This window comes from Streptomyces venezuelae (genome assembly GCF_008642355.1).
In the GTDB taxonomy this organism is placed as follows: Bacteria; Actinomycetota; Actinomycetes; order Streptomycetales; family Streptomycetaceae; genus Streptomyces; species Streptomyces venezuelae_B.
Genome location: NZ_CP029193.1, coordinates 5,588,475 through 5,600,280 on the forward strand (window position 1 = coordinate 5,588,475; position 11,806 = coordinate 5,600,280).

At 70.4% G+C, this 11,806-nt stretch carries 14 protein-coding genes; 6 read left to right on the forward strand and 8 right to left on the reverse strand.

Annotated elements, in window-relative coordinates; all coding sequences use genetic code 11:
- Nucleotides 1–16 precede the first annotated feature (16 nt).
- Complete coding sequence (gene sodN, locus DEJ47_RS25995) at nt 17–412, reverse strand: superoxide dismutase, Ni (RefSeq protein WP_055564736.1); 396 nt, start codon at nt 410–412, stop codon at nt 17–19.
- 144 nt (nt 413–556) lie between these two features.
- Between sodN and sodX the strand changes: the two genes are divergently transcribed.
- Nucleotides 557–991: a nickel-type superoxide dismutase maturation protease gene (sodX, locus tag DEJ47_RS26000; protein WP_190415829.1), complete on the forward strand. Its 435-nt coding sequence runs from the start codon at nt 557–559 to the stop codon at nt 989–991.
- On the opposite strand, the gene DEJ47_RS26005 is transcribed toward sodX, so the two are convergent.
- Nucleotides 874–1,524: a CGNR zinc finger domain-containing protein gene (locus DEJ47_RS26005; RefSeq protein ID WP_150172157.1), complete on the reverse strand. Its 651-nt coding sequence runs from the start codon at nt 1,522–1,524 to the stop codon at nt 874–876. The genes sodX and DEJ47_RS26005 overlap by 118 nt on opposite strands.
- 101 nt (nt 1,525–1,625) lie before the next feature.
- Here DEJ47_RS26005 and DEJ47_RS26010 point away from each other — a divergent pair, with 101 nt between their 5' ends.
- Entirely contained in the window at nt 1,626–2,411 is a 786-nt protein-coding gene (locus DEJ47_RS26010) for a class I SAM-dependent methyltransferase (RefSeq protein WP_150172159.1), read from the forward strand.
- A 117-nt stretch (nt 2,412–2,528) separates the two neighbouring features.
- On the opposite strand, the gene DEJ47_RS26015 is transcribed toward DEJ47_RS26010, so the two are convergent.
- From DEJ47_RS26015 to DEJ47_RS26025, 3 genes are read right to left on the reverse strand one after another with little or no spacing between them, the layout of a single operon-like run.
- On the reverse strand, nt 2,529–3,290 hold the full coding sequence (locus tag DEJ47_RS26015; RefSeq protein WP_150172160.1) for an amino acid ABC transporter ATP-binding protein: 762 nt from the start codon (nt 3,288–3,290) through the stop codon (nt 2,529–2,531).
- Nucleotides 3,290–4,234: an amino acid ABC transporter permease gene (locus DEJ47_RS26020; RefSeq protein WP_150172162.1), complete on the reverse strand. Its 945-nt coding sequence runs from the start codon at nt 4,232–4,234 to the stop codon at nt 3,290–3,292. The genes DEJ47_RS26015 and DEJ47_RS26020 overlap by 1 nt, the downstream gene beginning before the upstream one ends.
- Nucleotides 4,235–4,274: 40 nt before the next feature.
- Nucleotides 4,275–5,231 carry an ABC transporter substrate-binding protein gene (locus tag DEJ47_RS26025; protein WP_150172165.1) on the reverse strand — a complete coding sequence of 319 codons (957 nt, stop codon included), beginning with the start codon at nt 5,229–5,231 and terminating at the stop codon, nt 4,275–4,277.
- Nucleotides 5,232–5,787: 556 nt separating this feature from the next.
- On the opposite strand from DEJ47_RS26025, the gene DEJ47_RS26030 reads away from it, so the two are divergent.
- Nucleotides 5,788–7,002 (forward strand): NADP-dependent malic enzyme, encoded by a 1,215-nt coding sequence (locus tag DEJ47_RS26030; protein WP_150172167.1) that lies wholly within the window; start codon nt 5,788–5,790, stop codon nt 7,000–7,002.
- Nucleotides 7,003–7,128: 126 nt separating this feature from the next.
- Nucleotides 7,129–8,091: a zinc-binding dehydrogenase gene (locus DEJ47_RS26035; protein ID WP_150172169.1), complete on the forward strand. Its 963-nt coding sequence runs from the start codon at nt 7,129–7,131 to the stop codon at nt 8,089–8,091.
- Between the two features lie 4 nt (nt 8,092–8,095).
- Here the strand turns inward: DEJ47_RS26035 and DEJ47_RS26040 are convergent, their stop codons facing one another.
- Nucleotides 8,096–9,172 (reverse strand): PadR family transcriptional regulator, encoded by a 1,077-nt coding sequence (locus tag DEJ47_RS26040; protein ID WP_150172171.1) that lies wholly within the window; start codon nt 9,170–9,172, stop codon nt 8,096–8,098.
- Between the two features lies 1 nt (nt 9,173).
- Nucleotides 9,174–10,061 (reverse strand): DUF4097 family beta strand repeat-containing protein, encoded by an 888-nt coding sequence (locus tag DEJ47_RS26045; RefSeq protein WP_150172173.1) that lies wholly within the window; start codon nt 10,059–10,061, stop codon nt 9,174–9,176.
- A gap of 148 nt (nt 10,062–10,209) precedes the next feature.
- Here DEJ47_RS26045 and DEJ47_RS26050 point away from each other — a divergent pair, with 148 nt between their 5' ends.
- The gene (locus tag DEJ47_RS26050; RefSeq protein ID WP_150172175.1) at nt 10,210–11,019 is read left to right on the forward strand and encodes a hypothetical protein; all 810 of its coding nucleotides are present in this window, start codon (nt 10,210–10,212) and stop codon (nt 11,017–11,019) included.
- 134 nt (nt 11,020–11,153) lie between these two features.
- Nucleotides 11,154–11,591 carry a hypothetical protein gene (locus DEJ47_RS26055; protein ID WP_317850839.1) on the forward strand — a complete coding sequence of 146 codons (438 nt, stop codon included), beginning with the start codon at nt 11,154–11,156 and terminating at the stop codon, nt 11,589–11,591.
- Here the strand turns inward: DEJ47_RS26055 and DEJ47_RS26060 are convergent, their stop codons facing one another.
- Complete coding sequence (locus DEJ47_RS26060; RefSeq protein WP_003961784.1) at nt 11,592–11,774, reverse strand: DUF6104 family protein; 183 nt, start codon at nt 11,772–11,774, stop codon at nt 11,592–11,594.
- Nucleotides 11,775–11,806 lie beyond the last annotated feature (32 nt).

The window sequence follows — 11,806 nt, forward strand, 5'->3', positions numbered from 1 at the left end:
GAACTGACGCGGCGCGTCAGGCCTTCTTCGTCTCCCAGAAGATCTTGTCGATCTGGGCGATGTAGTCGAGCGCCTTCTGGCCCGTGGCCGGGTCGGTCGAACCCTTGGCGGCCGAGAGGGCCTTCAGGGTGTCGTTGACCAGCTGGTGCAGCTCCGGGTACTTCTCGAAGTGCGGGGGCTTGAAGTAGTCGCTCCACAGCACCGAGACGTGGTGCTTGGCGAGCTCGGCACGCTGCTCCTTGATGACCACGGCGCGCGCCTGGAAGTGCGCGTCGTCGTTGGCGGCCATCTTCTCCTGCACGGCCTTGACCGACTCCGCCTCGATGCGGGCCTGGGCCGGGTCGTACACGCCGCAGGGCAGGTCGCAGTGCGCGCTGACCTTCACCTTGGGGGCAAACAGGCGGGTGAGCATGTTGCTGTCCTCCTCGTGATCGTCTTCTCAGGTGGGACATTACTCCGTGAGAGACGGGTTTTCGCGAGGGCCCCCATGGGCTTAGGACAAAAGTCCAGGGTCAGACTGGGACTGGTGGAGGATAGGACCGGGGAGGTGCCGGTGATGCCGGAGCTGTCGCAGGAGAGCGAGCGCGGGAGGGCCCTCGTGCCGTGGGGCGCCGCGGAGGTGACGGGCCCTTCGATGGTGCCGACGCTGCACCACGGGGACCGGCTGCTCGTGCAGTGGGGGGCGCGGGTGCGTCCGGGTGACGTGGTGGTCCTTCGCCACCCCTTCCAGCAGGACCTCCTCGTGGTCAAGCGGGCCAAGGAGCGACGCACGGGCGGCTGGTGGGTGCTCGGCGACAACCCGTTCGCGGGCGGCGACAGCACGGACTACGGAGTCGTCCCCGATGAACTCGTCCTCGGGAAGGTCCGGTTCCGCTACCGTCCGCCGGCGCCGGGTCGCCGTTCGCCGTTCGCGGCGGCGCGCTGGGCGCTGGGCGCGGTGCGGCCGGTGTTCGCGGAACGCTCCGTCTCCAGACGCTTGCGGGCACGGTAGGCGGCGACGTTGGCACGGGTCGCGCAGCGGTCCGAGCAGTAACGCCGGGAGCGGTTCGTCGACGTGTCGAGGTAGGCGTTGCGGCACGGCGCCGCCTCGCACAGGCCGAGGCGGTCCACGCCGTGCTCGGTGAGGTGGAAGGCGAGGCCCATCGCGGCGATCGCGGCGTACCCGGCCGTCGCGTTCGAGGGATGGTCCGCCAGGTGCAGGTGCCACAGCGGGCGGTCGTCGTCGTCCCGGTGGTCGTGGCCCGAGATCTGCGGGCTGACGGGGAACTCCAGGAGCAGTGAGTTCAGCAGGTCGACCGCGAGGGTCTCGTCGCCACCGTCCGCCGCCTCGAAGACGGCCCGGAGCCTGGCCCGCACGGACCGGAAGCGCGTCACGTCGGAGTCCGTGGCGCGGCGGGCCATCTGCGTGCTCGGCCCGAACAGCTCCCTGATCGCCTCGACGGACGTCAGCGTGTCCTTGTTGCGGCCCGGCTCCTCGCTGTTGACCAGGCGTACGGCGTAGTCCGAGTAATAGGCCAGTTCCACTTGTAGTCCTTACGAGGGCGGGCTAGGGTCATTCCCATCGGCCGGTAATGGCCGATTGCGGTACCAGGGTATTACGTGTCTGACGTACTGGAGGGCTTCTGATGACGGAAACGGGGACCGGAACCGATGCCGGCGCCGCGCTCGGCACCGACTGGCGCGCCTGGCAGGACAGCTGGGACCGGCAGCAGCAGTGGTACCTGCCCGACCGCGAGGAGCGATTCCGGATCATGCTCGACATGGTCGAGGCCACGGTCGGCACCGCGCCGCGCGTCCTCGATCTGGCGTGCGGTACGGGAAGTATTACGGACCGGCTGCTCAAGAGGTTCCCGGACGCGACGAGCGTCGGCGTCGACCTCGACCCCGCGCTGCTCACCATCGCGGAGGGCACCTTCGCCGGGGACGACCGGGTCACCTTCGTCACCGCCGACCTGAAGGACCCGGACTGGACCGCGGCGCTGCCGCACGACTCGTACGACGCCGTGCTCACCGCCACCGCCCTGCACTGGCTCTTCAGCGAGCCGCTCGCCGCGCTCTACGGCCAGGTCGCCGGGCTCGTCCGCGACGGCGGCGTCTTCATGAACGCCGACCACATGCCCGACCCCGCGACGCCCCGCATCAACGCCGCGGAGAGCGCCCTGCGCCACCGGCAGATGGACCGCGCCAAGGCGGAGGGCGTCCTGGACTGGAAGGAATGGTGGCAGCTCGCCGCCCAGGACCCCGTCCTCGCAGGCCCCACCGCCAAGCGCTTCGAGATCTACGGGGAGCACGCGGACGGAGACATGCCCTCGGCGGAATGGCACGCACGGACGCTGCGCGAGGCGGGCTTCGCGGAGGCGCGGCCCGTCTGGGCCTCGCCCTCTGACGCGGTGGTTCTCGCTCTCAAGTAGGCCATCGACGGAAGGGGCGGTACGGATCAGTGATCCGTACCGCCCCTTCCGTGCGTTTCCGGGTGCGGGTCCGCCGTGGTTGCCCGCGCGGCTCCCCCCGCCCCTTACGGGGCGCTGCTACAGCACCTTCGACAGGAACGACTGCGTGCGCTCCTGCTGCGGGTTCGTCAGGACGTCGCGCGGGTTGCCGGACTCGACCACCACGCCGCCGTCCATGAAGACGAGGCTGTCGCCGACCTCACGGGCGAAGCCCATCTCGTGCGTGACGACGACCATCGTCATGCCGGTCTCGGCGAGGTCCCGCATCACGTCGAGCACGTCGCCGACCAGCTCGGGGTCGAGCGCCGACGTCGGCTCGTCGAACAGCATCAGCTTCGGGTCCATCGCGAGCGCACGGGCGATCGCCACGCGCTGCTGCTGGCCACCGGAGAGCTGCGACGGGTAGTTGCCCGCCTTGTCGGCGAGGCCCACGCGCTCCAGGAGCTGGCCCGCGCGCTCGCGCGCCTCGGCCTTCGCGACACCCTTGACCTGGACCGGCGCCTCCATGACGTTCTCCAGCGCCGTCATGTGCGGGAAGAGGTTGAAGCGCTGGAAGACCATGCCGATGTCACGGCGCTTGAGGGCGACTTCGCTGTCCTTGAGCTCGTACAGCTTGTCCCCCTTCTGCCGGTAGCCGACCAGCTCCCCGTCGACGTACAGCCGACCGGCGTTGATCTTCTCCAGGTGGTTGATGCAGCGCAGGAACGTCGACTTGCCGGAGCCGGAAGGACCGATGAGGCAGAAGACCTCACCCGTCTTGACCTCCAGGTCGATGCCCTTCAGGACCTCTACGTTGCCGAAGGACTTGTGGACGCCTTCGGACTTCACCATGGCGGTCATCAGCGCACACCTCCCGCGCCGCGGTTGCTCAGCGACAGCATGTTGGCCTTGATCTTCTGGAAGGGGGTGTCCGGCAGCGAGCGGGACGAACCGCGCGCGTAGTACCGCTCCAGGTAGAACTGACCGACGCTGAGGATCGACGTCATGATCAGGTACCAGCAGGCGGCGAGCAGCAGCGTCTCGACGGTCGCACCGGACGACGTGCCGATGTCCTGCGCGTACTTGAGGAGCTCGTAGTACTGCACGGCGGCCACCAGGGACGTCGTCTTCAGCATGTTGATGAACTCGTTGCCCGTCGGCGGCACGACGACGCGCATCGCCTGCGGAAGCACCACGCGGCGCAGCGTCTTGTTGTGGCTCATGCCGAGGGCGTGCGCCGCCTCGGTCTGGCCCTCGTCGACCGAGAGCAGACCGGCGCGGCAGATCTCGGCCATGTACGCGGCCTCGTTGAGGCCGAGGCCGAGCAGCGCCGTCAGGAACGGCGTCATGAAGTCCGACCACTCGTCCTTGTAGACCGGGCCGAGGTTGATGTAGTCGAAGACGAAGCCGAGGTTGAACCAGACGAAGAGCTGGACCAGGACCGGCGTGCCGCGGAAGAACCAGATGTAGAACCAGGCGATCGACGAGGTCACCGGGTTCTTCGACAGGCGCATCACCGACAGGATCACACCGCCGACGACGCCGATGAGCATCGAGAGGAAGGTGAGGATCAGCGTCTCGCGGACGCCCTTGAGGATGCGGTCGTCGAAGAAGTTGTCGGGGATCGCGCCCCAGTTGATGTCACCCTGCGAGAAGGCGTAGACGATCGCGGCGAGCACGCCGATCGCGAGGACCGCGGCGACGTAGCGGCCGAAGTGCCGGACCGGGATGGCCTTGATGGCCTCCGCCGGGCGGGCCGCGGGGACGTCGTCCTCCGGGCCCTTCTTGGAGATGTCGGTGGTCACGTGAGTGGCCTTTCAGCGACTGGGAGGGAGAGGGAGGGGGTCACTTGCCGCCGTTGATCTCGGCCTTCTCGACCGCGCCGTCCTCGACGCCCCACTTCTTGATGATCTTCTCGTAGTCGCCGTTCTTGATGATCGCGTCGAGGGCGGCCTTGATCGCGTCACGCAGCTCGGGGTTCTTCTTGGAGACGGCGATGCCGTACGGAGCCGCCTCCACCTGCTCGCCGACCAGCTCGAAGTCCTTGCCGCCGCCCGAGGTCTTCACCGCGTACGCGGCGACGGGGAAGTCGGACGAACCCGCGTCGGCGCCGCCGGAGCGCAGTCGGGTCTGGGCCTGCTGGTCGTTGTCGAACTGCTCGATCGCGATCTTCTTGCCGCCCTTGCACTTCTTCGACTCGGCCTTCGCCAGGTCGTGCGAGACGGTGCCGCGCTGGACGACGATCTTCTTGCCGCAGAGGTCGGACCAGGTCCTGATGCCCTGGTCGTCGCCCTTCTTGGTGTAGATCGAGACGCCCGCCGTGAAGTAGTCGACGAAATCGACGCCGTCGCCGACCTTCTTCCCGGTCTCCTCGTCGACGCCCTCCTGGCGGTTCTTCGTGTCGGTCATGGCCGACATGGCGACCTGGTAGCGCTTGGAGCGCAGGCCGCCGAGGAGGGTGTCGAAGGTGCCGTTCTCAAACTCGAACTTCACGCCGAGCTGCTTGCCCAGCGCCTCGCCGAGGTCCGGGTCGATGCCGACGGTGTTGCCGGACTTGTCCTTGAACTCGACCGGCGGGTAGGCGATGTCGGACCCGACCTTGATGACGCCCTTGTCACGGATGTCCTTGGGCAGCTTGTCGGCGAGCGGGGCATTGCTGACCGAGTCGCTCTCCTTGTCGTTGGTCTGGTCGCCGCAGCCGGAAAGCAGCAGCGAACCGACGACCGCGATCGTGCCGACCGCGGCAATCCGGGACTTCGCGGACTTGCCGACGGTCCTACGACAAATGGAGCTTGCGGTCATGGTGGGTCCTCCGGCGGATGAGGGAGTTGCCGAGCGGTCGGGCACACACCTTCGGGTGTCGCGACCTCGTGTGATGACCGCATCTTGCCATTCGGACCGTCCGATTCTGGGTGCCGGAGATATCAAAATCGGATAACGGGCGTGCCTCGAAACGCAACATCCCGGTACGGCAGGGGCGTAAGGGGGTGAGAGCGAATCACCGTTAACCAATCGGTAACCGGCTTATCTCGCGATGTGGACGATTGACATCCGGCCGGGCCGCGAAATGCCCTATTCGGAGAATCGGAAGAAATCGGTCATTCCCCAGTGACACTCGTCCCGGCCTCCAGGGACTTCTGCTGAGCATGCTGCAACCAATGTCACTCGCCCGTGCCCACCGCCTTCAGGTACAAAGGTTGGCTACACCCCTCATCCGGGGCCCAGGGCGCGTGTGCGGCGCGCTCGCGTGTCCGTACCTCCCCCCGCCGACAGGCGGGGAACGGACGCGGTGCCCGCCCACTTCCCAACCGGGAGTGGACACCCTCAACTGATGAATAAGACTTAAGGGGTCAGACAAGTGGCAGCGGAGATCGTCAATCCTCGCAGCGACAGCAGTACGGGTCACGAAGGTGCCGACGAGCCCTTCGATCCGGCGTTTGCGCTGCACCGCGGCGGCAAGATGGCCGTGCAGGCCACCGTGCCGGTCCGCGACAAGGACGACCTGTCCCTGGCGTACACGCCCGGCGTCGCGAAAGTGTGCAGCGCGATCGCCGAGCGTCCGGAGCTCGTCCACGACTACACGTGGAAATCCAATGTCGTCGCCGTGGTGACCGACGGGACCGCCGTGCTCGGTCTCGGCGACATCGGCGCCGAGGCCTCCCTCCCCGTGATGGAGGGCAAGGCCATCCTGTTCAAGCAGTTCGGCGGCGTGGACGCGGTGCCGATCGCGCTCGCGACGACGGACGCCGACGAGATCGTCGAGACGGTGGTGCGCCTCGCCCCGTCCTTCGGCGGCGTCAACCTGGAGGACATCTCGGCGCCGCGGTGCTTCGAGATCGAGCGCAAGCTCCAGGAGCGGCTCGACATCCCCGTCTTCCACGACGACCAGCACGGCACGGCCGTCGTGACGCTGGCGGCGCTGCGCAACGCGGCGAAGCTGACCGGGCGCACCCTCGGCGACCTGCGCGCCGTCATCTCCGGCGCCGGCGCGGCCGGTGTCGCCATCGCCAAGTTCCTCCTGGAGGCGGGGCTCGGCGACGTGGCGGTCGCGGACCGCAAGGGCATCGTGAGCCGCGACCGGGACGACCTCACCCCGGTCAAGCGCGAGCTCGCCGAGCTGACGAACAAGGCCGGCATCAGCGGCTCGCTGGAGGCGGCCCTGAAGGGCGCCGACGTGTTCATCGGTGTCTCCGGCGGCACCGTCCCCGAGCCCGCCGTCGCCTCGATGGCGCCGAACGCGTTCGTGTTCGCCATGGCCAACCCGAACCCCGAGGTCCACCCGGACGTCGCGCACAAGTACGCGGCCGTGGTGGCGACGGGCCGCTCGGACTACCCGAACCAGATCAACAACGTGCTGGCCTTCCCCGGCATCTTCGCGGGCGCGCTCCAGGTGCGGGCCTCCCGCATCACCGAGGGCATGAAGATCGCCGCCGCCGACGCCCTCGCGGACGTCGTCGGCGACGAGCTCTCGGCGGACTACGTGATCCCCTCGCCGTTCGACGAGCGCGTCGCACCGGCCGTGACCGCGGCGGTCGCCGCCGCGGCCCGCGCGGAGGGCGTCGCCCGCAGCTGACGTCCCCTGCGAGACCGCGAGACCGATCGCGCCCCCTGCCCCGCCACACCGTGCGGCAGGGGGCGCGGTGCGTGTCACAGCCGTACGTGGTTCCGCCGGGGCGCCCCGCACCCCTAGGGTCGCCTCATGTTCGCTGCCTACGCTGCTCGTATCGACCGTGACCAGCCGCTCGACGGCCTCGAGTTGGGGGAGCGGCCCGCCCCCGAGGCGCGCCCCGGCTGGTCGACCGTGAACGTCAAGGCCGCCTCCCTCAACCACCACGACCTGTGGTCGCTGCGCGGCGTCGGCCTGGCCGAGGACAAGCTGCCCATGATCCTCGGCTGCGACGCGGCGGGGATCGACGAGGACGGGAACGAGGTCGTCCTCCACTCCGTCATCGGGCAGTCGGGCCACGGTGTCGGACCGCACGAGGGCCGCTCCATCCTCACCGAGAAGTACCAGGGCACCTTCGCCGAGCGCGTCGCCGTCCCCACCTGGAACGTGCTGCCCAAGCCGAAGGAGCTCTCCTTCGCGGAGGCGGCCTGCCTGCCCACCGCCTGGCTCACCGCGTACCGCATGCTCTTCACCAACGCCGGTGTACGCCCCGGCGACTCGGTCCTCGTGCAGGGCGCGGGCGGCGGCGTCGCCACGGCGGCGATCGTCCTCGGCAAGGCCGCGGGCCTGCGGGTCTTCGCGACCAGCCGCGACGAGGCCAAGCGGAAGCGGGCGCTGGAGCTGGGCGCCGTGGAGGCCGTCGAGGCGGGCGCGCGCCTCCCGCAGAGGGTGGACGCGGTCATCGAGACCGTCGGCGCTGCGACCTGGTCCCACTCGGTCAAGTCGCTGAAGCCGGGCGGCTCGCTGGTCATCTCCGGGGCGACCAGCGGCGACCGCCCCTCGCACGCGGAGCTCACCCGCATCTTCTTCCTCGAACTCAAGGTGGTCGGCTCGACGATGGGCACCAAGGACGAGCTGGAGGACCTGCTGGCCTTCTGCGCGACCACCGGCGTGCGGCCCGTGGTCGACGAGATCCTGCCCCTGGACCGGGCCAGGGAAGGCTTCCGGCGCCTGGAGTCGGGCGAGCAGTTCGGGAAGATCGTCCTGGAGGTCTGACTCCTCAGCTCTCGGCCGCCTCCTCCGTGGCCGGGGCGCGGAGGGCCGCGCCGATGTGTGCCGCCGCCTGCGACAGGTGGCGGCGCGCCTCCCTGAGCTGGGACTCCGACACGCCATGGTCGCGGGCGGCATCGCGGATGTCGTCGCGGAAGCGGTCCAGGAGGCGTTCGAGGTCACGGCCGGGGTCACCGGTGGTGTCCTCCCCGGCCCAGTCGGGCGCGTACTCCACGGGGAGGTCCTCGCGGGCGACGCTGAACGTGGGCTCGCTGCCGGTGGGCTCCTTGCCGGTGGGCGCGTCTCCGGTGGGCGCGGTCCCGGCGGGCCCGGTCCCGGCGTCGGTCCGCGCGCCGAACCCCTTGCCGAAGTCCTTGCCGAGCCGCGTCCCGAAGTCGCCGAACTCCTTGGCCAGTTCGGTCAGGCCCTCCCGCACGCCCGTCGGCCAGTCGCCCCGCGCGAAGTGGTCCTGCACCTGCTCCTGCACATGCCGGACGATGCGCTGCGCCTCCGCCTGGGCCTGCCGCGCCTGGGCGTGGGCCTGCTCCTGGGCGTCCCTCGCCTGGCGCCGGGCGCGCTGCGCCTCCTCACGGGCACGGCGGCTCTCGTCCTTCGCACGCCGCGCCTGCTCCTTCCACCCCTGCTTGGCGCGCTTGAACTCCTCCTTGGTCTGGTGCCAGCCCTCCGCGCCCTCCGAGCTGAGCGCCTCCTTCGCGGCGGCCCGCATCTCGCGGCGCAGGTCGCCCGCGGCGCCCTGCACCCCGTCGCGGATCTCGGCGGCGAGCTCGGCGACCGACTCGCGGATCTCCAGCTCCAGGTCGGCCAGCTCACCGCTGCGGCCGGCCAGCTCGGCGCGGCCCGCGTCCGTGATGGCGTAGACCTTGCGGCCGCCCTCCGTGGTGTGCGTGACGAGACCCTCGGCCTCCAGCTTCGCGAGGCGGGGGTAGACGGTGCCGGCGGAGGGTGCGTACAGCCCGTGGAAGCGCTCCTCCAGGAGCCTGATGACTTCATACCCGTGGCGGGGGGCCTCGTCGAGCAGCTTGAGCAGGTACAGGCGGAGGCGGCCGTGGGCGAACACGGGGGGCATTTCAGAGCACCTTCTTGTCGGTCGGGCCGTCGGTCGGGCCGTGGTTCTCGTCTTCGTTCTCGGCGTCGTACGGATCTTCCTCCATCTGCGGCCTGCGCAGGAGCGCGATGGATCCGGAGACCGTCGTCGCCCTGAGCCGACCGCGGCCCGCGCCGAGGCGTCCGGTGATCCGCTTGGCGCCCCACTGGCCCCCGACCCGCAGGTCCTCGAAGGCGTTGGAGACGGACCCGCTCGCCGTGTCGACCTCGACCTCCGCGTCCGCCGGGTGGGGGAGCCGGATCGCTATCTCGCCGGAGACGCTCGTCAGGGCGACGTCGGTCGGGGTGCCCGCCGGGTCGAGGTCCACGATCATCGAGCCGCTCACGGAGTCGGCCCGGACGGAGGGCCCCGCCGCCTCGACGACCGTGAGGCCGCCGGAGACGGAGTTGAAGCGGAGGTCGCCGGTGACGCCCTGCGCCTCCACGCTGCCGGACACGGTGTCCGCGCGGACCGGCCCCGCGAGGCCGAGCAGGGTCGTGTCGCCGGTGACGCCCTTCACCTCGGCGCGGCCCTCGATGCCGGAGACCACGGCGCCCGCGCCGACCACGCCCACCTCGACGCGGGTGGTGGCGGGCACGGCCAGGGAGACGACCGCGCTGCGGCGCCAGCCCTTGCGGTCCAGCCACTTGAGGAAGCCCTTCCAGGGCAGGTCCTCGTACGCGACTGTCAGCGTGCCGCCCTCCTGGGTCACCCGCAGGGGTGGCCCCTCTATCTCGGTGACCTCCAGACGGGCGGCGGCCTCGTCCGTGCCCACCACGTTCACCGTCCCGTTGACGACACGGACGTGGAGTGCGGTCACGGGGGCGTCGAACGTGAGCTTCATCGGCTCGGTGACGGACCACTCCGACATGGGCTGACCTCCTGGGCGGCGGGCCGGACCGACGCGCCATATCGCGTCTTCTGCTATTCACGATATATCGCGGTACAGGGAAGTCAAGCACTCGTACGAGTGAGCGGAGTATGAGCCGATTCAGACGATCTGTCCTAGCGTGGGGGTCATGTCGTCCGAAGCTGCTTCCCCCGGCGCGCTGCTGCTCTGCCGGGCCGAGCCCGACGTCGTGGAGATCGCGGCCCAACTGCTCCGCGAGCGGATGCTGCTCGCGGAGGCGGGCCGCGACTGGAGCGTGCTCGTGCCCGAGGGCAAGCCGTGGCTGCAGGGCGAGGAGCCCGTCGACCGCGTGCTGACCGGATGGGCCACCGCGCTCGCCGTCGGATCGGCCTGGCCCGTGCTCGCCCTGTGGTGGGACGGCGACCGCTCCGGCTACACCCTCGCCTCGGGGTTCCGCCGCACGGTCGGATACGAATGGCTCGCCAACGGGACGCCCGTCGGGGAGGACGAGGCGATGCGCACGTTCGCGGCGCGGCTCGGCCTCGACCCGGTCCTGGACATGCAGTCCCTGGAGGCCCTGGCCCGCCCCGACACGGAGGCGGACGCGCGGGCCAGGATGCTCGGACTCCTCGCCGTCCTCACCCGCGCGGGCCTCACCCTTCCGCCGGGCCTCGCCCCCGGCGAACCGGCGGACCGCCTGCGCGAGGTGGCCCGCGTCCAGGAGGGCGTGCGCCAGGTCGAGTGGCCCGGATGGCGGGACGCGGTCAGAGCGGAGTTCGGAGCGGTCGAGAAGGGCCCTCTGGGGCCCTGGGTACGTGGCCCCCGCGCAAGGGCCCTGGCGGCCGCCCAGCTCGCCGCGGGCCTCCCGTTGGCGGTATGGGCCGTACGACGCCGCAGCGGCGGCTGGGGCACGGCCGCGGCGCTCCTGGTGGCGCAGGGCGCGGCGGGCCTTGCGTACGACCGCGTGCGGAGCGCGTGAGGGCCTTCGCGTACGACCGCGGGCCGATCTGTCTGGGGGGGCAGCTCCTGCTCAGCTCTTGCTCACGACCGCGTGCGGGGCGGTTGGGGGCCTGTGCGTACGACCGCGCGAGGGGCGCCTCAGGGCCTCCGCGGATGCTGGAGCTGGCCGCCGAGCGCACCTGGGGAGCGCACCCCTACTTCGTGCCCGTCGAGCACACCGCGCTCGCGCGCAGGACCCTGGGGCCCGCCGCGTTCCTCGGCGTCGAGCAGGCCGTCGTCCTCGACACGGACGTCGACCGGGCGCGCGAGGTCGCGGCACGGCACGTGGCGGCCTATGTGACGGGCGCCCCCCACCAGGAGGCGAACATGCGGCGCTCGGGATTCGGCGACGAGGACCTTGTCGGCGGCTGCCCGAGCCGCCGCCTCGTCGACACGATCACGGCCCACGGAGACGCCGACGCGCTCCACGCGCGCGTGCGGGAGCACTTCGACGCCGGTGCCGACCACGTCTGCGTGCAGCTGCTGACCGCCGGCTCCGCCGCTCTGCCCCTGCCGCAGTGGCGGCAGCCGGCCCCCGCCCTCACGACGTGACTACTCGTCCTCGTCCTCGTCGTCCAGCCGCGCCAGCCACGTCGCGAGGCGCTCGACCGGGACCTCGAAGTCCGGGTTGAGGTCCACGAACGTGCGGAGCTGCTCGGCGAGCCACTCGAAGGTGACCTCTTCCTCGCCGCGCCGCTTCTCCAGCTCCTCGATGCCACGGTCGGTGAAGTACAACTCATGCTCCTGATGCGGACGGATCGTTCCAC

Bases quoted from the DNA above. Each gene is read 5' to 3' on its own strand.
- DEJ47_RS26025 (WP_150172165.1), bottom strand. From the start codon at position 5,231: ATGACCGCAAGCTCCATTTGTCGTAGGACCGTCGGCAAGTCCGCGAAG.
- DEJ47_RS26050 (WP_150172175.1), top strand. From the start codon at position 10,210: ATGTCGTCCGAAGCTGCTTCCCCCGGCGCGCTGCTGCTCTGCCGGGCC.
- DEJ47_RS26035 (WP_150172169.1), top strand. From the start codon at position 7,129: ATGTTCGCTGCCTACGCTGCTCGTATCGACCGTGACCAGCCGCTCGAC.
- DEJ47_RS26055 (WP_317850839.1), top strand. From the start codon at position 11,154: ATGCTGGAGCTGGCCGCCGAGCGCACCTGGGGAGCGCACCCCTACTTC.
- DEJ47_RS26015 (WP_150172160.1), bottom strand. From the start codon at position 3,290: ATGACCGCCATGGTGAAGTCCGAAGGCGTCCACAAGTCCTTCGGCAAC.
- sodX (WP_190415829.1), top strand. From the start codon at position 557: ATGCCGGAGCTGTCGCAGGAGAGCGAGCGCGGGAGGGCCCTCGTGCCG.
- DEJ47_RS26040 (WP_150172171.1), bottom strand. From the start codon at position 9,172: ATGCCCCCCGTGTTCGCCCACGGCCGCCTCCGCCTGTACCTGCTCAAG.
- DEJ47_RS26045 (WP_150172173.1), bottom strand. From the start codon at position 10,061: ATGTCGGAGTGGTCCGTCACCGAGCCGATGAAGCTCACGTTCGACGCC.
- DEJ47_RS26010 (WP_150172159.1), top strand. From the start codon at position 1,626: ATGACGGAAACGGGGACCGGAACCGATGCCGGCGCCGCGCTCGGCACC.
- sodN (WP_055564736.1), bottom strand. From the start codon at position 412: ATGCTCACCCGCCTGTTTGCCCCCAAGGTGAAGGTCAGCGCGCACTGC.